Annotated in this window: 17 protein-coding genes and 1 pseudogene; 5 read left to right on the top strand and 13 right to left on the bottom strand. The window is 74.8% G+C overall.

Going from position 1 to position 20,403, the window contains the following annotated elements:
- The first annotated feature begins 218 nt into the window (after nt 1-218).
- The 3 genes from K7396_RS35620 to K7396_RS04390 all read left to right on the top strand — a co-directional run bounded on the left by K7396_RS35620 (nt 219) and on the right by K7396_RS04390 (nt 5,191).
- Complete coding sequence (locus K7396_RS35620; protein ID WP_263295764.1) at nt 219-2,201, top strand: acyltransferase domain-containing protein; 1,983 nt, start codon at nt 219-221, stop codon at nt 2,199-2,201.
- Between the two features lie 319 nt (nt 2,202-2,520).
- On the top strand, nt 2,521-4,029 hold the full coding sequence (locus K7396_RS04395) for an FUSC family protein (protein WP_086721419.1): 1,509 nt from the start codon (nt 2,521-2,523) through the stop codon (nt 4,027-4,029).
- Between the two features lie 121 nt (nt 4,030-4,150).
- Nucleotides 4,151-5,191, top strand: coding sequence for a lactonase family protein (locus K7396_RS04390; RefSeq protein ID WP_152104195.1), 1,041 nt, complete (start codon nt 4,151-4,153; stop codon nt 5,189-5,191).
- Nucleotides 5,192-5,207: 16 nt separating this feature from the next.
- On the opposite strand, the gene K7396_RS04385 is transcribed toward K7396_RS04390, so the two are convergent.
- The 7 genes from K7396_RS04385 to K7396_RS04355 form a co-directional block, all read right to left on the bottom strand.
- Nucleotides 5,208-5,549 carry a nuclear transport factor 2 family protein gene (locus tag K7396_RS04385; protein ID WP_086720733.1) on the bottom strand — a complete coding sequence of 114 codons (342 nt, stop codon included), beginning with the start codon at nt 5,547-5,549 and terminating at the stop codon, nt 5,208-5,210.
- 374 nt (nt 5,550-5,923) lie between these two features.
- Nucleotides 5,924-6,877, bottom strand: a complete 954-nt coding sequence (locus K7396_RS04380; RefSeq protein ID WP_373866861.1) for a sirohydrochlorin chelatase — start codon at nt 6,875-6,877, stop codon at nt 5,924-5,926.
- Nucleotides 6,878-6,970: 93 nt separating this feature from the next.
- Nucleotides 6,971-8,008: an N-acetylglucosamine kinase gene (locus tag K7396_RS04375; protein WP_086720731.1), complete on the bottom strand. Its 1,038-nt coding sequence runs from the start codon at nt 8,006-8,008 to the stop codon at nt 6,971-6,973.
- Complete coding sequence (locus K7396_RS04370; protein ID WP_086720730.1) at nt 8,001-9,122, bottom strand: phospholipid scramblase-related protein; 1,122 nt, start codon at nt 9,120-9,122, stop codon at nt 8,001-8,003. Before K7396_RS04370 ends, K7396_RS04375 begins: the two co-directional genes overlap by 8 nt.
- Nucleotides 9,123-9,145: 23 nt before the next feature.
- On the bottom strand, nt 9,146-9,823 hold the full coding sequence (locus K7396_RS04365; RefSeq protein WP_086720729.1) for a uracil-DNA glycosylase: 678 nt from the start codon (nt 9,821-9,823) through the stop codon (nt 9,146-9,148).
- 155 nt (nt 9,824-9,978) lie between these two features.
- Nucleotides 9,979-11,064, bottom strand: coding sequence for a WD40/YVTN/BNR-like repeat-containing protein (locus K7396_RS04360; protein WP_167392824.1), 1,086 nt, complete (start codon nt 11,062-11,064; stop codon nt 9,979-9,981).
- 170 nt (nt 11,065-11,234) lie between these two features.
- Nucleotides 11,235-12,338 carry an NADH:flavin oxidoreductase/NADH oxidase gene (locus K7396_RS04355; RefSeq protein WP_086720727.1) on the bottom strand — a complete coding sequence of 368 codons (1,104 nt, stop codon included), beginning with the start codon at nt 12,336-12,338 and terminating at the stop codon, nt 11,235-11,237.
- A 164-nt stretch (nt 12,339-12,502) separates the two neighbouring features.
- Here K7396_RS04355 and K7396_RS04350 point away from each other — a divergent pair, with 164 nt between their 5' ends.
- Nucleotides 12,503-12,874, top strand: a complete 372-nt coding sequence (locus K7396_RS04350) for an ArsR/SmtB family transcription factor (protein WP_086720726.1) — start codon at nt 12,503-12,505, stop codon at nt 12,872-12,874.
- Nucleotides 12,875-13,025: 151 nt separating this feature from the next.
- On the opposite strand, the gene K7396_RS04345 is transcribed toward K7396_RS04350, so the two are convergent.
- Nucleotides 13,026-14,420 (bottom strand): FAD-dependent oxidoreductase, encoded by a 1,395-nt coding sequence (locus tag K7396_RS04345; protein ID WP_223659629.1) that lies wholly within the window; start codon nt 14,418-14,420, stop codon nt 13,026-13,028.
- Nucleotides 14,421-14,556: 136 nt separating this feature from the next.
- On the opposite strand from K7396_RS04345, the gene K7396_RS04340 reads away from it, so the two are divergent.
- Nucleotides 14,557-15,786, top strand: coding sequence for a DUF6214 family protein (locus tag K7396_RS04340; protein WP_152104196.1), 1,230 nt, complete (start codon nt 14,557-14,559; stop codon nt 15,784-15,786).
- Nucleotides 15,787-15,903: 117 nt separating this feature from the next.
- On the opposite strand, the pseudogene K7396_RS04335 reads toward K7396_RS04340, so the two are convergent.
- The 5 genes and pseudogenes from K7396_RS04335 to K7396_RS04315 all read right to left on the bottom strand — a co-directional run.
- A pseudogene (locus K7396_RS04335) lies at nt 15,904-16,125 on the bottom strand (DUF305 domain-containing protein); the annotation flags it as partial.
- Between the two features lie 261 nt (nt 16,126-16,386).
- Nucleotides 16,387-17,049, bottom strand: a complete 663-nt coding sequence (locus K7396_RS04330) for a TetR/AcrR family transcriptional regulator (RefSeq protein WP_086720650.1) — start codon at nt 17,047-17,049, stop codon at nt 16,387-16,389.
- A gap of 265 nt (nt 17,050-17,314) precedes the next feature.
- Entirely contained in the window at nt 17,315-17,953 is a 639-nt protein-coding gene (locus K7396_RS04325) for a LutC/YkgG family protein (RefSeq protein ID WP_086720651.1), read from the bottom strand.
- A complete protein-coding gene (locus K7396_RS04320) occupies nt 17,950-19,521 on the bottom strand; it encodes a lactate utilization protein B (protein ID WP_086720652.1) in 1,572 nt (523 codons plus the stop codon). Before K7396_RS04320 ends, K7396_RS04325 begins: the two co-directional genes overlap by 4 nt.
- Nucleotides 19,518-20,285 (bottom strand): (Fe-S)-binding protein, encoded by a 768-nt coding sequence (locus K7396_RS04315; RefSeq protein ID WP_086720653.1) that lies wholly within the window; start codon nt 20,283-20,285, stop codon nt 19,518-19,520. The genes K7396_RS04320 and K7396_RS04315 overlap by 4 nt, the downstream gene beginning before the upstream one ends.
- Between the last annotated feature and the right edge of the window lie 118 nt (nt 20,286-20,403).

The raw sequence follows: 20,403 nt of genomic DNA, 5'->3' as shown, positions 1-20,403 counted from the left end.
CCCCGGGGAGTGAGGCTGCCTGATGGCGGGTGCCCGCACCACCGCCGGCCCCCGCCACGCAGGCTCCCCGCCCCCCCGTATCCCCCGTCGTCCCCGCCTCCCTCCCCGTGCCGCCCCGTCCGCGCCCACCGCCCGGCGGACCGCCCCGTCCGGCGTCCGCCCGCCGCGCACCACCCGCCCCACGCGCCCCTGAGTACCCGCCCGGAAGGAGGGCACCCATGTCTCTCGCCAACCAGACCGCGGTGACCAGAAGGCTGGAGATCACGCCCAAGTCGCCACCGCTCCCGGGCGGGACGGACGCTCCGGCCGCCACCGCCGACGACGACAGGGCGGCCCTGGCCACGACCGACGCCATCGCCGCGCCCGACTCCTCCGACGCCCCCGAGGGCTCCACCGCCGCCCCGCCTCGGGCCACCGGCACCGCCACCGACTCCCGCACCGTCCCTGATGCACCCGATGCACCCGATGCACCCGATGCACCCGCCGCACCCGCCGCCCGTGCCCTCCCGCCCACCGCCGTCGCCGCCGTGCTGCACGCCTTCGGCGGCCGGACCCGCGAACTGCCGCCCCGCACCGTCGTGTTCATCGGCTCCACCGCGCCGCTCACCGCCCTCCCCGCCGCGTACGAGGGCATCGAGGTGCGCACCGCTCCCTCTCCCGCCCACGCCCTGCACCTGGCCCACCACGAACTCCAGGCCCTGCGCGCCGACCTGGCGTTGGTCGCGGGCTTCCAGGAGCCCCCGGGCCGGGCCGTCACCGTGCAGAGCCTGCGGCGGGCGGCCGAAGCGGTCGCCGCCGACGACAGCGTGCTGGGGGTGCTGGACTTCGACGGCTGTGCGGGGCCCGCGGACGAGCCGGTCCTGCGGCCCTCCCGGCACAGCCGCCGGCTCACCGACCCCACGGCGCCCCGCCTGCTGCTGTGGTCCGGCGGCAACGCGGCCGAGGAACAGCGCGTACGGCGCGAACTGGCGCCGCTGCTCGACGGATTGTTCCCGGAGGCGTTCCCCGCCCTGCCGGCCACCATGCCCTGCGGCCAGGCCCCCGGACCGGTCCGTGCCGGGGCCGTCACCACCGCCGAGCGCGCCCCCGCCGCGGTCGCCGCGGCCCGCGCCGTGCACGCGCCCCGCCCCCGCCCGGTCGCCCTGCTCTTCCCCGGCCAGGGCTCCCAGCACACCGCGATGGCCGCCGGGCTCTACGGCCGGGAGCCGGTCTTCACCGCCGCAGTCGATGCCGTACTGGAGCTGATGGGCCCGGAGGGGCCCGCGATCCGCGCCGACTGGCTCGCCGACACCCCCGCCGTCGCCATCGACGACGTCCGCCGCGCCCAGCCCCTGCTCTTCGCGGTCGACTACGGGCTGGGCTGCATGGTCCTCAGCTGGGGCATCCGCCCGGCCGCCCTGCTCGGCCACAGCGCCGGCGAACTGGTCGCCGCGGTCCTCGCCGGGGTGGTGCCGCTCAGCACCGCGGTCGCGATGATGCGCGAGCGGGTCGTCGCGGCGAGGCGGATACCCCCGGGCGGCATGCTCGCGGTGGCCGCCGGCGCCGACGCCCTGCGTCCGTACCTGCGTGCCGATGTGGTCGTCGCCGCGGTCAACGCCACCAGCCAGACCATGCTGGCCGGTTCGACCACTCCGCTGGCGGAAACGGCCGCCGCGCTGCGCGCCGACGGGCACACCGTCGTCACGGTGCCCGCCACCAGCCCCTTCCACAGCCCGGCCATGGCCCCGGCGTCGGACGCGGTGGAGCGCGCCTACACCGGCATGCCGTTCCGCGCCCCCGGCCTGCCGCTCTACTCCGGATACACCGGCCATCTGCTGGGGCCCGACGACGCGGTGAGCCCCCGCTTCTGGGCCCGCCAGATCACCGACCCGGTCCTCTTCCTGCCCGCCCTCGACCAGCTGCTGGCGGCCGACGACATGCTCCTCCTCGAAGCGGGCCCCCGGCAGACCCTCACCGTCTTCGCCCGCCGCCACCGCGCCGTCCGCCTGGGCGCCTCGGCCGCCGTCCCCCTCCTGCCCGCCCGTCCGGTCGGTCCGGATGCCGACCGGCACGCCGTGCTGACCGCGGCCGGCCGCCTCTGGCAGGAGGGCCACCGGCTCAAGGGGGAGGCCCTGGCCCGCCTGTGGACCTGCGCCGCGGAGGAGACCCCGGCCGCCCCCGCCGCCCGGGCCGACAGCTCCCCGGTGGGCGTCGCGGGCTGAGGCCATCACGCACGGGGGGAGCCCCGGCGGACGGCGCGCCGGCCACCCGCCGCGGCTCCCTCGCACCGGCCGCCCCCCGCGCAGTGGCCTCCGGCCCCGGGCCCCTGCCCGTGCGCCGCTCCCGCCCATTGGCTCGCTTCTGGCCCGCCCTGGGCCCGCAGCGCTGTACCAATGGCACAGCCTTCCCGGCGTCTGTTGAGCAATCTGCCGACGGGATGCTCTGATGGTCCCGTCGATGGCGCTGCGGATCTCCGCGGCGCCTTTTTCATGCGGCATTCCATGCGGCATTCCAAGCAGGAACGGCGAAGGGGCGGAAACTGTGCTGAAGAGGATGTTCGTGGCTCCGGACCCGGGCCGGCTGCGGCTGCGCAGCGCCGCCCGGTCCGTCCTCGGCATCGGCCTGGCGGTCACCGTCTGCGGTGCCGCCGGACACTCGCTGGTCGCGGCCATCACCGGCGGGCTCGCCGCGCTGCTCGCCCTCTTCACGGTCACCGACACGACGGTCCGTGCGCAGATGGTCACCACCGCCCTGCTGCCCGCCGTCGGCTTCCCGGTGCTCGCCGCCGCCGCGGTACTCCATGACCATCCGGTGGGGCGGGGCCTGGTCTTCGCCGCGGTGGTGGGCGCGGGGGTCTACGCCCGCCGCTGGGGGCCGCGCGGCCACTCCCTCGGGGTGTTCGCGTTCATGACCTTCTTCGCGGCGCAGTTCCTGCACACGGTGCCCGGCCGGCTGCCCGAGCTGTACGCCGCGATCGCCCTCTCCCTGGCCGCCTCCTCGACCGTCCGCTTCGGGGTCTGGTGCTACGAGCGCCGGCTGCCCGCCGCCGCGCCGCCCGCCCCGCCGGGCGGCAGGGGGCTCGCCAGGGCGACCACCCGCCAGGCGATCCAGGCCACCGCCGGCAGCGCGTTCGCCCTCGTCGTGGGCCAGTTGCTCTCCGAGCAGCGCTGGTACTGGGCGGTGGGCGCGACCTGGTGGATCTTCGTGAACACCACCTCGCGCGGCGAGACGCTGGTCCGCGGCTTCCGCCGGACCCTCGGCACGGTGATCGGCATCGTCCTCGGCCTGCTCGTCGCCGTCCCGCTGCACGGCGCGCCCGTCCCCACGGTGGCACTGATCGCGCTCAGCGTCTTCGGGATCTTCTACACCGCCGCCGTCTCCTACACCTGGATGATGCTCGCGGTGACGCTGATGGCCACGCTGCTCTACGGGCTCCTGGGCGTGCTCGATTCCGACCTGCTCACGCTGCGTCTCGCGGAGACCGGGGTCGGGGCGCTCGGCGCGGCGCTGGCGGTGGTCCTCGTGCTGCCCGTCACGACCCACGCCACCACCGACGCCTGGATCCAGCGTGCCCTGCGCTGTGTCCACCACTGCACCGCCGAGGCCGCCGCCCGTCTCGCGGGCCACCCGACCGCCGACCCCGCCCCCCATGTCGCCGCACTGGAACCGCTGCTGGGCCGGGTGCGGCTGTCGCTCTCCCCGCTCGTGCACCCCCTGAGCCCGCTGCGCGCCCGCAAGGCGCGGGCGCGCCAGGTGCTGGCGCTGCTCGACGACTGCGCCCGCGAGGTCCGCGGGCTGGCCTCCATCGCCGCCGACCCCGAGGCGTCCCATGACGCCCGGCTCACCGCCGCCTGCCAGCGCGTGGAGGCCGCCGTCGAGGCCCTGACCACCCCGCACGGGACCCCCCAAGCGGCCGCCGCCATCGTCACCCTGGCGCACCCGCCCGCCGCGGAACCCGCGCTGGTCCACCTCCACGGCCTCGAACGGGCCCTGGCCGAACTCTCCGCCCCCCTGCGCAGCTCCCCGCGCGCCCCCTTGATCGACGCCTGACCGAGGGGCCCACAGGCATCCGCCCCCACCGGCAGGAACCGGTCATCGCCGCCCACCGCCCCGCCCCGGCTGTTAGCGTCGCCGGGCGACCTCAACGGGCAGGCGGACGAAGGGCGGACCAGTGGGGACGAGCGGCCACGGGCGCGCGTACATCGGCTCGTTCACCACGGCGGGCGGCGCCGGCATCACCACCGCGGCGGTCCACCCGGAGACCGGCGCCCTCACCCCGCTGCACTCCACCGACGTCCTCCCCAACCCTTCCTTTCTGGCCCCGAGCCCGGACGGCCGGTGGCTCTACGCGGTCAGCGAGACCCCGGACGGCGCCGCGGCCGCCTTCGCACTCACCCCGCACGGACCCGAACTGCGCGCGCCCGCCGTCCCCGTGGACGGCGCCGACCCCACCCACCTCGCCCTGGCCGGCGGCCGCCTCGTCACCGCCAACTACAGCTCCGGCAGCGTCAGTACGCTGCCCGTACGGCCCGACGGCACGCTCACCGGCCCCGCCGCCGTCCTCGCCCACCGGGGCAGCGGCCCGCGGGCCGACCGCCAGGAGGGCCCGCACGCACACGCCGTGCTGCCCGATCCCAGCGGCCGCTGGCTGCTCAGCGTCGACCTGGGCACCGACTCGGTCCGCTGCTGCGTCCTCGGCCCCGCCGACGGCGCACCGGTGGTGCGCGCCGAGACCCGGCTGCGGCCCGGCAGCGGCCCGCGCCACCTCGCCTTCCACCCGCACGGCGACCGCGCCTACGTCGTCAACGAACTCGACCCCACGGTCACGGTCTGCCGCTGGGACGCCGGCCCCGGTGCGCTGACGCCGCTGGGGGAGACCCGCCTCCTCCCGGACGGGGCCGACGCGGCCGGCACCTTCCCTTCCGCACTCGTCGTCTCCCGCGACGGACGGTTCGCCTGGGCCGCCAACCGGGGCCACGACAGCCTCTCCGTCCTCGCCCTCGACGGCGCCACCGCCACCCTCGTCACCACCGTCCCCTGCGGCGGCCACTGGCCCCGCGACCTGGCGCTGCACCCCGACGGCCGGCACCTCTACGCCGCCAACGAGCGTTCCGGGGACGTCACCTGGTTCACCGTCGACCCGGCGACCGGCATCCCGGCCCGCGGCGGATCCGTGGCGGCCCCGGCCGCCTCCTGCGTGGTCTTCGGCTGAGCCGCCCGTGGGCGCCTCAGCCCTGCGGGAAGCTCCCGCCGAAGTACACCTGCGTCTCGGCGAGCCGGCCGTCGCGCACCGTCATCACCTCGACGTTGCGGTGCCGTTCGCCGGTCTTCAGCTCGTACTCGTAGCGGACGTAGACCTGCGCGTCGTCGACGGCCACGGCGTCGAGGATCACCTGTGAGCGCAGCCGGTCCGCCGTGGGGAAGCACTTCTCGAAGTACGCGGCCCTGCCGATGTGGTCGTCCTGCGGGCTGGTGAAGACGAAATCGTCGGCGAGCAGCCGCTCCATGGCCGCACGGTCCTGGGCGAGATAGGCCGCGAAGGCGGCGCGGACGAGGTCGACGTTCGACATGAACTTCCTTCCGTGGGCGGCCCGCTCCGGCGCACGGCGCGGACGGGCCGGCGACCGGCCCTGGCAGGACGGTAGACGCCGCGGCGCCCCCGGACTCATCGGTCGGCGCGTCAGGGGTACGGCAGGCCCCCTGTGCGGGCCTCTCCCGGACGCGCACCCCCGCACCCACCCGCACCGCCGCCGACGCCCTCCCGGGCCGCCTGAGAGGCATCTGCGCTGCTCGGGGCGGAATCGGACGTATCGCCTCCGCCTGTGGCGGCCGGGCGGCCGCCCGGCCGGATACGGCGAAGAGCCGGTTGGCCGGACACGGCGAAGGGCCGCCCCGCGCACTGCGCGAGGGCGGCCCTTCCCGAAGCGGGTGTCCGGCAGGAGTGCTAGCGGACCGGCGCTCCCTGTGCCTGCGACGGCAGGGTGAGCCCCACCGCGGCCGCGTAGTTCGACAGCACCAGCCGGCCGACCGTGCTGTAGGCGCCCAGCGCCTCCGCCGACGCGCAGCCCGCCTCCGCCGCGGCCGCCCCCAGAAGGCCGTCGGTGATCTCCGGACCGATCAGGTACGGGGCCAGCGCCAGCTGCTGCGAACCGGACTCGCGCAGCTGCTCGGCCGTACGGGAGATGGCGCCCTCCTCGTCCAGGGCGGCGGCCAGTACCGGCACCGCGAGCCGCGCGGAGAGCAGCATGCCGGTGATCCCGGCGGCCTGCACGGCCTCCTCGCCGCCGACGGTGGCGAGGATGATGCCGTCCGCCGCCGTGGCGACGGTGAACAGCCGGGCGCGGTCCGCGCGCGCCAGACCGGCCTCGGAGAGCCGGACGTGCAGCGCCTCGGCGAGCAGCGGGTGCGGACCGAGGACATCGGTCAGCTCCGCGCCCGAGCCGCTGTTCATCATGGCCTGGCGTATCCGGCGCAGCAGGGCGCTGTCCGGGCCGGCCAGCAGCGGCACCACCACGGCGGCGGGGCCGGGGTCGGGGCGGCCGTCGGCGTCCTCCCGGGCCTTGTGCTCGTTGGCGGCCTGCGCCAGTACGGCCTCCAGGGACGGGAACTCGTCGTCACCGCCGTCGACATAGCCGATCCGGGCGTCGAGGCCCGGGAGCTCGGAGCGGGCGATGCTGGAGACCTCTTCCGCCAGGCTGCGCGCGGCGGAGGAGGGGGTGCCGGGCACGGCCAGTACCAGGGCGGGCGCGCCCTCGGGCGCGGCGAGCGGTTCCGGCTTGCGGTGACGGCCGGACTGCCGTCGCGGCATGCGTACCGGCAGGCCGGGTGCGGCTCCCGGGCTCGGGGATGCGGCGTCAAAATCGGGCGAGCCAGGTGCGGGCCCAGTGGGGGAACTCATGGCGCCGCATGCTAACGGTTCGGGCCACCCCCGCGCGGAGGGAGGGTTCGGTGGAGAGGTATCCGTCCCGATTTATCCCGCGCGTCATGCGCACTACCCCGGCGCAGGCCGTGTGATCTGCAACAACTTCGGATCGGCGGGCAGCACGAGACGGTCGCCGGCCAGTGCCGCGGCGAGGGCCAGCGCCCCGTCGAGCGGGCTCCCGGCGGCGGCCACCGGACGGGCATGGGGCAGCCGCTCGGCCAGCGCCGCACGCAGCGGGGTCAGCAGCGGTTCGCCCAGGCCGAACAGCCCGCCGGCGCAGGCCACCGGGGTCCCGTCCGCCGGCGGGCAGACCGCCGCGGCGGCATCGGCGAGATGGCCCGCGGCGGCGGTCAGGATGCCGCGGGCCACCGCGTCGTCCTCGGCGGCGCAGCGGGCGACCTCCGGGGCGAACGAGGCCAGCACGGCGGGCCGGTCGGGGCGCGGGTAGAGCGCGCCGGGCAGCCCGGCGACCGGCCCGAACACCGCTTCCGCGCGCGCCAGGAGGGCGGCCGAGCCGCCCGTCCGTCCGTCGTGCGCCCGCAGCGCGGCCTCCAGACCGGCGCGGCCGATCCACGCGCCGCCGCCGCAGTCGCCCAGCAGATGACCCCAGCCGTCCGCCCGGCGCCAGCCGCTCGCCGCGGTCAGATCCGTGCCCAGGGCGACCATGCCGGTGCCCGCGGTGACCACGGCACCGGGCCGTTGGCCCAGTGCACCGGCGTACGCGGTCACGGCGTCCGTGGCCAGGACGAGGTGGCGCACCCCGAGTCCGGTGGTCAGCGCGCCCGGCAGCCGGGCCCGCAGGCCGTCGCCCAGGGAGGCCAGGCCGGCCGCGCCCACGCACACCGCGGCGAAGTCGCGCACGCCCGCCTCGCGCCCCAACTCCCGTGCGGCGGGCAGGATCCGGGACAGCAGGTGCTCCGCGTCGATCCCGGCGGGGCCGGTGGGCACCGGCTCGTCCCAGGCGCGCACGGCGAGCGGACGGGCCGCGGTGTCGTCGGCGCGCGCGACGGCGATCCGCAGCCCCGAGCCGCCCGAGTCGATCCCCAGAACTCCGGGGAAGCGACCGGGCGCGCGGGCGTCCGGGGCGCGCCCGGCGGGTTCATCCAAGGCCGCGGGCGTCCTGCTTGAGGGCGGTGTCGACGGTCAGGGCCGTGGCGACGACCAGGCTCAGCAGCGGGTCCGGCAGCTGATGGTGGATCTGCAGGACGTAGTTGTCCGCCGACGTGAACATCGTCTTGGCGAGGCCCTCCCAGGTCTTGGTGATCCGGGCGACCTCGGTGTCGGCGTGGTCCACGATGGCGAAGTTCCAGGCGCGCCAGTTCTCGGCCTTGATGGCGCCGATCTGCTGGCCGTTGACCATCATCGCGAAGTTGATCTTCCCGATGGCGTTCTGCTGCACGATCTCGCCGACCGGTGAGCCGTCCGGCCGCTGCACGATCACCTTGGACTTGATGATCTTCGCGGGCCGCGTCAGGACCAGCTGCGGCCGGCCGTGGGCGTCCCGGATCTCCAGCTTGTGGGTCATGTACTGATCGAGGCTGGAGACGACGCGGAGCACCTTCTTGGCCGTGCTCTGGCCGACCTGGACGACCGCGCCGATCGTGTTGCCGTGCTGGTCGAAGACGCCGTACTCGTTGGTGACCTCGATGAGCTTGGCCTTCTGGTTGACCACCAGCACCGGCTCGGTGAACAGCGTGCCCCCGCCCGGCCCGCCCGGCGCCACCCCGGCCTGGTGGTGCACCTGCTGCTGCACGGCGCCCGCCTGCGCGCCCGGCATCGGCTGCTGCCCGTACGGCTGCTGCATCGGCCGGCCGGGCGCCGGGTGGCCGGGTACCTGCTGGCCGGGCGCCTGCTGGGGGTAGCCGTAACCCTGCTGCCCGTACGGTGCGGCGCCCTGCTGCTGACCCGGGTACGGGGCCTGGCCCGGCGCCTGCTGGTGCGGTGCGGACTGCTGGGGCACCGGCTGCTGCGGTGCGGACTTCTGGAGGGGCTGCTGCTGCGCGGGCTGCTGATGTGCCTGCGGACCGGCCTGCTGCTGGGGAGCAGGCTGCGGTGCGGAGTGCTGCGGGGCCGGCTGAGCCGCCGGGCCCCGGTCCGGCGCCGCGGGCTGTTGTCCCGGGTGGGTGTGCTCCGTCCACTGGGACCCGTCCCACCAGCGGAGCTGGTGGGGGGTGCCCTGCGGATCGGCGTACCAGCCCGCAGGGATGTTCGCATTCGTCATGCCGGGCACACTATCTCCCGATGTCAGGGCAGCCTCCAGTCGACGGGCTGGGCGCCCTGCCGCGCCAGAAGGTCGTTCACCCGGCTGAAGGGCCGCGAGCCGAAGAAGCCCCGGTCCGCCGACATGGGGGAGGGGTGCGCGGACTCGACGGCCGGCAGACTCCCCAGCAGCGGCCGCAGATTGCGCGCATCGCGCCCCCACAGCACCGACACCAGCGGGCGCTCGCGCGCCACCAGCGCGCGGATGGCCTGCTCGGTGACTTCCTCCCAGCCCTTGCCGCGGTGCGCGGCGGGCTTGCGGGGCGCGGTCGTCAGCGCTCGGTTCAGCAGCAGTACGCCCTGCCGCGTCCAGGGGGTCAGATCGCCGTTGGACGGGCGGGGCAGCCCGAGGTCGGAGTGCAGCTCGCGGAAGATGTTCTCCAGGCTGCCGGGCAGCGGACGCACCTCCGGCGCCACGGAGAAACTGAGCCCGACGGCATGCCCCGGGGTGGGGTAGGGGTCCTGCCCGACGATGAGCACCCGCACCTCGTCGAAGGGCTGTTGGAAGGCGCGCAGCACGTTGTCGCCGGCGGGCAGATAGCTCCGCCCCGCGGCGATCTCGGCCCGCAGGAAGTCGCCCATCGCGGCGATCCGTCCGGCGACGGGCTCAAGTGCCTTGGCCCAGCCCGGTTCGACGATGTCTTGGAGAGGTCGTGCAGCCACGGGATCACCCTACTGGCCCAGGCCCGCTCCCGATCAATCGATGGCCCGAGCTCCTCGCCCCGACGGCGCGCGCAGGCCACCGCCGCTCCCCGCGGGGCGGCTCCCCGCGCGGCCCCCCCCACGACCCCGTGGGGCGGTGTGCCGCACCGCTCCCCTCAGGCCACCGCCGCCGCCCGCACGCACAGCACATCCGGCAGGTGGGAGGCGAGTTGCCGCCAGCTGTCGCCGTCGTCGGCGCTGGCGTACACCTCGCCGTTGCGGTTGCCGAAATACACCCCGGCGGGATCGGCGTCGTCGACGGAGAGCGCGTCGCGGAGCACCGTGCCGTAATGGTCCTCGTCGGGCAGCCCGGCGCCCAGCGCCTGCCAGCTCCCGCCGGCGTCTGCCGTGCGGTAGACCCGGCAGCGGTGTCCGGCCGGCACCCGGTCGCTGTCGGCGGTGATCGGGAAGAGGTAGGCGACGTCTCCCGTGTGCGGATGGGCGGCAACGGCGAAGCCGAAGTCGGTGGGCAGTCCGGCGCCGATGTCCGTCCACCGGGCGCCCGCGTCGTCGCTGCGGTAGACGCCCCAGTGGTTCTGCAGATACAGGCGGTCGCGCCGCACCGGGTCCTGCGCGATCTTGTGGACGCACTGGCCGAACTCCGGATGCTGGTCCGGCAGGAAGACCGCCTTCACGCCCGTATTGGACGGGGCCCAGCCGGCGCCGCCGTCGAGCGTGCGGAAGACCCCTGCCGCAGAGACGGCGACGGTGACCAGGTCGGCGTCCCGCGGGTCGGTGATCACCGTGTGGACGGCCAGTCCGCCGCCGCCCGGCACCCACTTCTCCCGGGTGGGGTGGTCCCACAGCGCCCGTACGAGCTCGAAGGTCTCGCCGCCGTCCTCGGAACGGAACAGCCCGCCGGGCTCGGTGCCCGCGTAGACCACATCGGGAGCGGCAGGGCCGGCCGGATGCAGCTGCCACACCCGCTCCAGCGAAGTCCCGGTGTCCTTCGGGTACTTGACCGCGGGGCGGGAGGGTTCGTGCCAGGTCTGGCCCAGGTCGTCGGAGTGGAACACCGACGGGCCCCAGTGGGCGCTGTCGGCGCCGGCCAGCAGGCGGGGCGTGGCGCGGCGGGTGTCGATCGCGAGGGAGTACACCGCCTGGGCGGCGAAGTGCGGACCGCTCACCTCCCAGTCGCCGTGCCGCCGGCGGCCGATGAAGAGCCCCTTGCGCGTACCCACGCCGAGTAGTACGTCAGTCATGCCGGAACACCTCCGGACGCCGTTGTCTCGGACAAGGGCAAGTCTGCACCCGACCACTGACAACGGCGTCCCGGAACGCATTCGCGCAGGTCGGACGGTGCGGCACCGCGGGGCCTCCGGGCGGCCGCCGGCCGCGGCCGGGCGGGTGGGGGCCGCCCGGCCCGCCGTCCTCAGACCGCCCGGTGGTACTGCTGCGGCACGGCGGCCCGCGCACCCAGTTCCCGCGCCGCGTGCTGCGCGAAGCTGGGGGAGCGCAGCAGTTCACGGCCGAGCAGCACGGCGTCGGCCTGCCCGTCCGCGATGATCTTGTCGGCCTGCCGCGCCTCGGTGATCAGGCCGACGGCGCCGACCGCGAGGCCGCTCTCCTTCCTGACCCGCTCGGCGAACGGCACCTGGTAGCCGGGCCCCGTGGTGATCTTCGCGTCCGGCGCGTTGCCGCCCGTGGAGGTGTCCAGCAGGTCGATGCCGTGCGCGCGCAGCTCGTGGGCGAAGCGCACGGTGTCGTCGGCCGTCCAGCCCTCGCGCTCGTCGCTCTCGTCCTCGGTGAGCCAGTCGGTCGCCGAGATCCGGAAGAACACCGGCAGTTCGTCCGGCCAGACCTCCCGCACGGCGTCCACGATCTCCAGGGCGAACCGCGTCCGGTTCTCGTACGAGCCGCCGTAGGCGTCGGTGCGCAGGTTGGTGAACGGCGAGAGGAACTGGTTGACCAGGTAGCCGTGCGCACCGTGGATCTCGGCCACCTCGAAGCCCGCCGCCAGCGCCCGCCGCGCCGTCGCGCGGAACTGCTCGACGATCTCGCCGATGTGCGCCACGGTCAGCTCCGCGGGAGCCGCGAAACCCTCGCCGAACGGCACCGGGCTCGGCCCGACCGGCTCCCAGCCGTAACCCTGACCGGGGAGGATCGGCGCGCCGCGGCTCACCCAGGTGCGCTCCGTCGACGCCTTCCGGCCCGCGTGGGCGATCTGGATGCCCGGCGTGGTGCCCTGCTCCTTGAGGAAGCCGGTGATGCGCCGGAACGCCTCGGTCTGGGTGTCGTTCCACAGGCCGAGGTCGTACGGGCTGATGCGTCCCTCGGGGCTCACCGCGGTGGCCTCCGTGAGGATGAGGCCGGTGCCGCCCGCGGCCCGCGCGGCCAGGTGCTGGAAGTGCCAGTCGCCGGGCGCGCCTTCCGCCGGGCCCTCGGGAGCCGCGGAGTACTGGCACATGGGCGCCATCCAGAGGCGGTTCGGGACGGTCAGCGCGCGGAGGGTGATGGGCTCGAACAGTGCGCTCACGGCGGGCTCCTGTACCTGAAGGCGAACGGGTGCCGGCCGGCCCCGCACTCATACGATAGGCGTCGTAGTACGGCAAGTGTCAAACTACGATGCTTCTCGTACAATGAGCGGGCGGGCGGCGCGCCGGGCCGCACCGAGCCCCGCAGCACGAGTCAGGAGCCGTCATGCCGACCGTTACGACCTCCCCGAGGGCCTCTTCGGGCTCCCGGTCGCTGGAGCACCCGGCCCGTGAGGACATCCGGCTGGCCGATGTGCTCCACGCCCTCGCCGACCCCGTGCGGCTGCGGATCGTCTGCGCACTGGCGGCCGCCGAGGGCGAGCTGAACTGCGCGGACATCGAACTCCCGGTCAGCAAGTCGACCTGCACCCACCACTTCAGGGTGCTGCGCGAGCACGGCGTCATCCAGCAGCTCTACCGCGGTACGGCCAAGATGAACGGGCTGCGCCGGGCCGACCTGGAGGCGCTCTTCCCCGGCCTGATCGACGGCGTCCTCCGGGCGGCGGACCTACAGGCCGGCCGCCTCGGACAGGAGTAGCCGGCCGCCGCGGGCAGAGCGGCCCACCGCCTCGGGCAGGGGGCGCCGACTCCGGCGGGAGCGGCGGTCGGCTGTCCCGGTGTGGATGGTGTCGCCGCGCCGGCCCGGGGGCCGGAGTCCGATGCCCCGGCCGGCCCGCCCGTATCGCCTCTCAGCCGGTGAGGTCCGCCGTGCGCGCCGCGTCCAACAGCCCTGCCCAGTCCGGGAGTTTGACGGTGCCGCGCCCCAGCCCGCGGCCCCACTCCGTCTCGGCGGCCTCGATGGCCAGCCAGCCCGGCCACGCGACCGGCCGCTGCCCCGCCCGGGTCAGCGCGGCCACCGGGTCCTCGGCCGTGCCGCGCCCCGCGAGACCGGCGGCGTCGGCCAGCAGCGACTGCGCGGTCTCCTTGGCGCACGGCCGGTTGGTGCCGATCACCCCCGTGGGCCCGCGCTTGATCCAGCCCGCCACGTACACACCGGGCAACGGCACGCCGTCCCGCAGCACCCGCCCCGCCTGGTGCGGCACCGTCCCGGTCGCCTCGTCGAACGGCAGGCCGGGCTGCGGCGTCCCCCGGTAGCCCACCGAACGCAGCACCAACTGCCCCTCGATCTCCTCGTATTCGCCGGTGCCCGTCACCCCGCCGCGCCCGTCGGGCGCCGTCCGCTCGAACCGCACCCCGCGCACCCCGCCGGCGTCCCCGAGCACCTCGACCGGCCGCAGGAAGAACCGCAGATGAATCCGGCGGCGCCGGCCGCGGACCCCTGTGTCCGGACTCGCCGGATCCGCCTCCCGCGCCGCCGCCCGCGCCGCCCAGCCGCGCAGCACTTCGACGTTCCGCCGTGCCACCGCGGGCAGCTCGCCCGGCTCGCGGTACGCCGGATCCAGCGCCAGTTCCTCGGGCCGCACCCGTACCTCCGTGTCCGGGAGGGAGCCCAGTTCGCGCAGTTCCTTGGTGGTGAACTTGGCCTGGGAGGGGCCGCGTCTGCCGACCATCCAGACGTCCTCGACGCGGCTGTCCGCGAGCGCGCCGAGCGGACCCTGCGGCATGTCGGTGGCGGCGAGCTCGGCGGCACCGCGCGACAGCATCCGCGCCACGTCCACCGCCACGTTCCCCACGCCGATCACGACGGCGGACCGGGCCGCGAGGGTGAAACGGACCGCGGCCGCGTCCGGGTGCGCGCTGTACCAGGCGACGAAGTCGGTCGCGGGATGACTGCCCGGCAGTTCCTCGCCGGGGATGCCCAGGCGCCGGTCGGTGGCGGCGCCCACGCAGAACACCACCGCGTCGAAGATCTCCCGCAGTTCCGCGACGCCCAGCCCCGCCGCCCCCACCTCGACATTGCCCAGGAAGCGCACTCCGGGGTGCTCCAGCACCGTCCGCAGGTTGTTCTGCAGCGATTTGATCTTCTCGTGGTCCGGCGCGACGCCGTAGCGCACCAGGCCGTACGGGCAGGGCAGCCGGTCCAGGACGTACACCTCGATGTCCGGTACGGTCTGCTGCTCGATCAGGGACTGGGCGGTGTAGACGCCGCTGGGTCCGGAACCGATCACTGCGACACGAAGCACGAGTGGCCCCTTCCGCGGGATACCCCCAGGATCGCACCGGCAGGCGCGCGACGGGAGATGCGCTATCGGGGTTGCTCCCGGTGGGATGAGCGTGCCGCGCTACTGGGCCGGGTGAGCGGGGGGCTAGGTTTTCAATGTGTCGGAAAGTGACTTTTATACCGTTAATCACCGATATGAAGCCCAGGGCGCGCCAGGGGAGTGGCCCACGTGGGAGCTGCGGGCGCACGGTTCGGCCGCGCCCGCTCTCGCCCCCGACCCCGCCGCGCCGGACGATCCCCCGGGGGGCCTCGGCCCCGGAGGCTCGCTGCCCCGGCCCGATCCGCTGGGCCCCTGGTGCAGTGCCCGGCTGACCTTCGCCGACGGCGCCCGGGTCGATGTCGTGGTGACGGTCTCCGACGACCGCATCACCGTCGAGGACGTACGGGCCGACCCGCCGCTGACCCTCGCCGGCCTCACCGACCTGGCCGGCTGGATCGAGGGCCCGCTGGACGACGCCTTCCGCGCGGCCACCGGGCGCCCGCGCAGGACCCGGCCCACGCCCCGCCGGCCCGGCCCGGCGACCGCCTCGGAACGGCCGGCGCCCGAGCCGGGGGAGAACCCGGCGGAGGCGGCGGGCACCGTACGGGGCGACGGCACACTCCACGGCGCGCACCCGGACACCGGCGCCGACCGGGGCGGCGCAGACCGGGGCGGCGCAGACAGGGGCGGCGCAGACAGGGGCGGGGCTGAACAGGGCGGCGCTGAACAGGGCGGCGCCGAGCCGTCCGCCGGGCCCGCCGCCGGACGAGCCGCCGAGCCGACCGCGCAGCCGCCCGGCGCACCGGCCGCCGAGCAGGCCGCCGACCCGACCGACCCGCCCGGCGCACCGGCCGCCGAGGTGCCCGCCGCCCCTTCCGCCCCGCTCTCCGCGACCGGCCTGTCCGCCGCGTCCGCCCCCACCGGCGCGTCACCCGCCACCGTGCCGGTCTCGGCACCGGTGACGTCCGAACCACCGGTGCCGTCCGAGGCGTCGACATCGTCCGCAGCCACCACGCCATCCGAGGTCGCCACGGCGTCAGAGGTCGCGGCGTCATCCGACGCGTCGATGTCCTCCGCCGCGCCGGCGCCGTCCGAGCCCGCGACGCCGGCCGGATCCTCCGCTTCCGCGCCGCCTCCGGGGCGTGCCCGTTCCACCGTCCTCGCCCGGTCGCGGGCCGGTGAGCGCCGCAAGGTCGCCGCGGACGCGTACCGTCAGGCCCAGCGGGAGGGGCGCGATCCGGTGCTGGCCGTCATGCGTGCCACCGGCCGCAATCGTCGGAGATCGCTGCGTCTGATCGCCGGTGCCCGTGACGAAGGTCTGCTGACGCCACGTCACAACAAACGCTGACGCGTGCACGCCGGGACGCCCGCCCACGCCCTCCGACACCAGCCGCACCCGCTGCCCCCGCCGCATCCGTCCGGTCTCGGCGGTCTGCTGCGCGATGACGCCGTTCACCATCTCCTCCGCCGGCGTGTTCCGGCCCGCGGAGAGCAGGTCCGTGGCCATGGAGACCGCGCCGCGGTGGTGCGTGATCATCAGTGTCAGGAAGAGCGCGTCGAACTTCTCGCCACGCGCCGCCCGCAGTTGGCCGAGCCGGGCGTCGGTCGCCATGCCGGGCATCTCCCCGTGATGACGGGGCCCGTTCTCCGCGGGCGGTCCGCCGAAGACCTCCAACCAGCCTTCCATGGCGCCGATTTCGGGCCCCTGGCCGTCGGTGATCCGCTCGGCCGGCACACCCGCGCGTCGTGGGCGTACCGCTCGGCCAGGCCCGTCATCACCAGCGCCTGCCGGTGGTGCGGGATCATCATCGGGACGTAGCCGAAGTCGGCGGAGTGGGGGAAGTCGGTGCGCGCCTTCCCGCCTCGTCGGCGGTGAGGGGGCTTCGCCCGCTCGCCCGGCCTGCCCGGTGCCACCACTGCCGGAACCCGACGTCCGGACCCAGCCGGACTACCGCTGACCGACGGCTCCCGTACCGTTCCTCGCGCCGGCACTCCCGCCGGGCGGCTCCTGGCCCGGCGGGAACCCCGACTCCCAGTCCAGTCCGTACCGTTGGAACAGCTCGGCGCGCAGCCGCCCGCCCGGCATCGGCGCCCCCGGCAGCAGCATCGCCACCACCGCACCCATCAGCAGCGCCCGCAGGAGCGGATAGTCGGCATCGGGATCGGGGGAGCCGTACGCCACGACCGTCTCCCGCAGCAACTGGGCCAGCCGTTGCTGTTCGGGGCACTGGATGAACCCGTCGGCGGCCAGGATTCCCGCCATGTGTGTCCGCATCAGCAGCGGGCGGTCCCGGGCGAGCCCCAGGACGGCGTCGATGGCCCGTGCCAGCAGCTCCCGCCCCGCGTCCGGCCCGTCCGGCCGCGGCTCGCGCTCCAGCGCCGCCTGCAGGGTGAGGTGCATCAGGCGGTGCACGGCGGACTGGAGCAGCTGGCGTTTGCCGGGGAAGTAGTACGAGACCAGCCCCCGCGCCACCCCCGCCCGCTGGGCGATGTCCCCCAGCGTCGTCGCCTCGAAGCCGCGCTCGCCCACCAGCTCGACCGTCGCCCGGAGCAGCCGCTCGCGGGACCGCCGCCGCAATTCTTCATTGACCGATGCGCTGCGGGGGGACATCCTGTAACTCCTGCGTTGACTGGTTCAGGGCCAATATACTCTGTACAACTCCGGTTATCCGCGGCGAGCGGAAACCGGCCGAGCTGCCCGATTCGGGCGACGCGGGGGATCGCCCGAATGGGGTGAGCATGAGGCCGGGGTCGGCCTCGCGGCCTGCGTCGTAGCAGGTCACGAGGCCGACCCCGGTTCATGACAGGGCGCGGCCCGATCGCCTCCGGCCCTCTCCGCCCGCGTTCGGCGGCGTCCGCGGAAGGCGCGGGAACCCTCACGCGTCGGTGCGGATCACCACTTCCAGCGTGCGCGGGCCGTGGACGCCCTCCACCCGTTCGAGCTCGATGTCGGACGTGGCCGAGGGGCCGCTGATCAGGGTGAGCGGACGCGTCGGCCGCAGCCGCGCCACCGCCTCCGGCACCCCGGCCTCCACCGACGACAGGTCGACGACGCACACATGCAGGTCGGGAACGAGCGTCAGCGCCCGCCGGCCCTGATCCGCCGCCCCGCCGTCCAGGAAGATCGTGCCGGTCTCCGCGCAACTGACGGCGGAGGACGTCACCACGCCGTCCAGCGCGTCGAGCGCGGGCGCCGGGATGTCCGGGGAGTCGGTCAGCACCTCCCCGTCGAAGGCGGTCAGCCAGGCCGGATCGAGCCCCGTCGGGACGCCGACCCGCTGTGCCCCGTGCTCCTGGAGCACCTCGGCGATCAGGGCCGCGGTGCGGTCGGACGGGCCGGTGTGCACCCGGGCCCGGTAGTCGACCAGCCGGTCGGTGAAGAGGGCGAGCCGCTCCTCGTCGGGGAGGGAGCGCCCGGTGCGATAGGCGCGGGGGACCTCCACCTCGGGGTGGTCGGAGAGGGCCAGGGCGTCCCGGACGCGCCGGAGCACCGTCTCCCGTGCGGTCGCTGTCATGATCCCTCCGGGGCGTCGTCGTCGGGGTGCCGGGCGCCTTCCGCCGCCGCGGCCCGCATCGTGGCCGCGCCCTCGGCGGACGCCAGCCAGGAGCGGAAGGACTGCGCGGGCGGGGCCGGGGTGTCCCGGCTGTCGCTCCAGCCGCTGAACGGCGCCGGCAGCCGCGAGAACGTGCCGCTGCGCCCCGCGAGTACGCGCCCGAGGCCCGCCGTCCGCTGCGCGGCCGTGAACAGCTTCGGCCGCTTCATGACCGCGGCCGCGGCCTTCATCGCCAGCGCCTCCGCGGTCGTGCCGGACTCCTCGGTGTGCTGGTGCCGCAGCTCGACCAGCAGCGACGGAATGTCGATCTTCACCGGGCAGGCGTCGAAGCAGGCGCCGCAGAGGCTGGAGGCGTACGGCAGCGAGCTGTTGGGGTCGTGGTCGGTGCCGTGCATCCCGGCGAGCTGCGGGGTGAGGACCGCGCCGATCGGACCCGGGTACACCGACCCGTAGGCGTGGCCGCCCGTCCGCTCGTACACCGGGCAGACGTTGAGGCAGGCCGAGCAGCGGATGCAGTTCAGGGCCTCGCGTCCGACCCGGTCCGCGAGCGCCGCCGTACGGCCGTTGTCGAGCAGCACCAGGTGGAAGTCCTGCGGGCCGTCGCCCGGCGTCACGCCCGTCCACATCGAGGTGTACGGGTTCATCCGCTCCCCGGTCGAGGAGCGCGGCAGCAACTGCAGGAAGACCTCCAGGTCCGCGAAGCGCGGCAGCACCTTCTCGATGCCCATGACGGTGATCAGCGTCTCCGGCAGGGTCAGGCACATCCGGCCGTTGCCCTCGGACTCGACCACCGACAGGGTGCCGGTCTCGGCGATCCCGAAGTTGGCGCCGGAGACGGCCACCCGGGCCGTCATGAACTTCTCCCGCAGATACGCCCGTGCCGCGGCCGCCAGATGGGCCGGGACGGTGTCCAGACCGGGGTCGACCCCGGGGATCTCCCTGAGGAAGATCTCCCGGATCTCGTCACGGTTGCGGTGGATGGCGGGGACCAGGATGTGCGACGGCTGGTCGCCTGCGAGCTGCACGATCAGCTCGGCGAGGTCGGTCTCGTACGCGGTGATGCCCTCGCTCTCCAGGTGCTCGTTGAGGCCGATCTCCTGGGTGGCCATGGACTTGACCTTGAGCACCTCGTCGCTGCCGGTGTCCTTGACCAGCCGGGCGACGATCTCGTTGGCCTCCACGCCGTCGCGCGCCCAGTGGACGGTGCCGCCGTGCTCGGTGACCTTCCGCTCCAACTGCTCCAGCAGTTCGGGGAGCCGGTTCATGGTGTCGGACTTGATCGCCGCGCCGGCGTCGCGCAACCGCTCCCAGTCGGGCAGTTCGCCGGTGGCGTCGAGGCGCTTGCCGCGGATGGTGCGGGTGGCCCGGCCCAGGTTGCGGCGCAGCTGCTCGTTGCCCAGCTCGTCCCGGGCGGCCTCGGGGAACTTCCGCGTGCCGCGCAGATGGCCCGTCCCGTAGGGGGAGCGCGGCGGGACGGCGGGCATCCCGAGGAAGGTGCCGTTCGTCGGCGGGCCGGTCGGGCGGCTCATCGGGTGGCCTCCGCGAGGACGTGGGGCGAGGTGCGGGTGGAGCTGAGGATCTGCGCCAGGTGCAGGGTTCTCGTACCGGACCTGATGCGCGAGAGCCCGCCGCCGATGTGCATCAGGCAGGACGAGTCGCCCGCGGTGCAGACCTCGGCCCCGGTGCCGGTGATGTGGTCCATCTTGTCCCGCAGCATCGCGGAGGAGGTCGCGGCGTTCTTGACCGCGAAGGTGCCGCCGAAGCCGCAGCACGCCTCGGCCTCCGGCAGTTCCACCAGGCGGATGTCCTCGACGGCGCGCAGCAGCCGCAGCGGCTTCTCGCCGACCCGCAGCATCCGCAGCGAGTGGCAGGTGGGGTGGTAGGTCACCCGGTGCGGGAAGTACGCGCCGACGTCCGTCACCCCGAGCACGTCGACGAGGAACTCCGACAGCTCGTACGTCTTGGCCTTCACGGCGGCGACCCCGGTGCGCAGGCCCGCGTCCCCGTACCGCTCGGCGACGATCTCGTGCTGGTGGCGGACCGAGCCGGCGCAGGACCCCGACGGCATCACCACCGCCTCGATCGACGGGTCGCCGAACTGCTCGGCGAAGTTCCGCACCAGCGGGACCGGCTCGCGCTGGTAGCCGGTGTTGACATGCATCTGGCCGCAGCAGGTCTGCTCCGGCGGGAACACCACGTCGTGTCCCAGGCGGGCCAGCAGTACCGCGGTGGATTTCACCGCCTCGGGGAAGAGCGTGTCTCCCAGACAGGTGGCGAAGAGTCCGATGCGCATAGCGCCTCCTCTCCATTTATGGTCCGACCATACTAGCTCCGGACCGGTCGGGGAAGTGGAAGAAGTTTGGTCCGACCTTATTGACATGCGACATCTTCAATGGGCTACTGAGGGCCGA

Source organism: Streptomyces angustmyceticus (genome assembly GCF_019933235.1).
GTDB lineage: Bacteria > Actinomycetota > Actinomycetes > Streptomycetales > Streptomycetaceae > Streptomyces > Streptomyces angustmyceticus.
The sequence above is the reverse complement of the archived record's forward strand: the minus strand, read 5'-3'. Positions and strand labels throughout refer to the sequence as shown.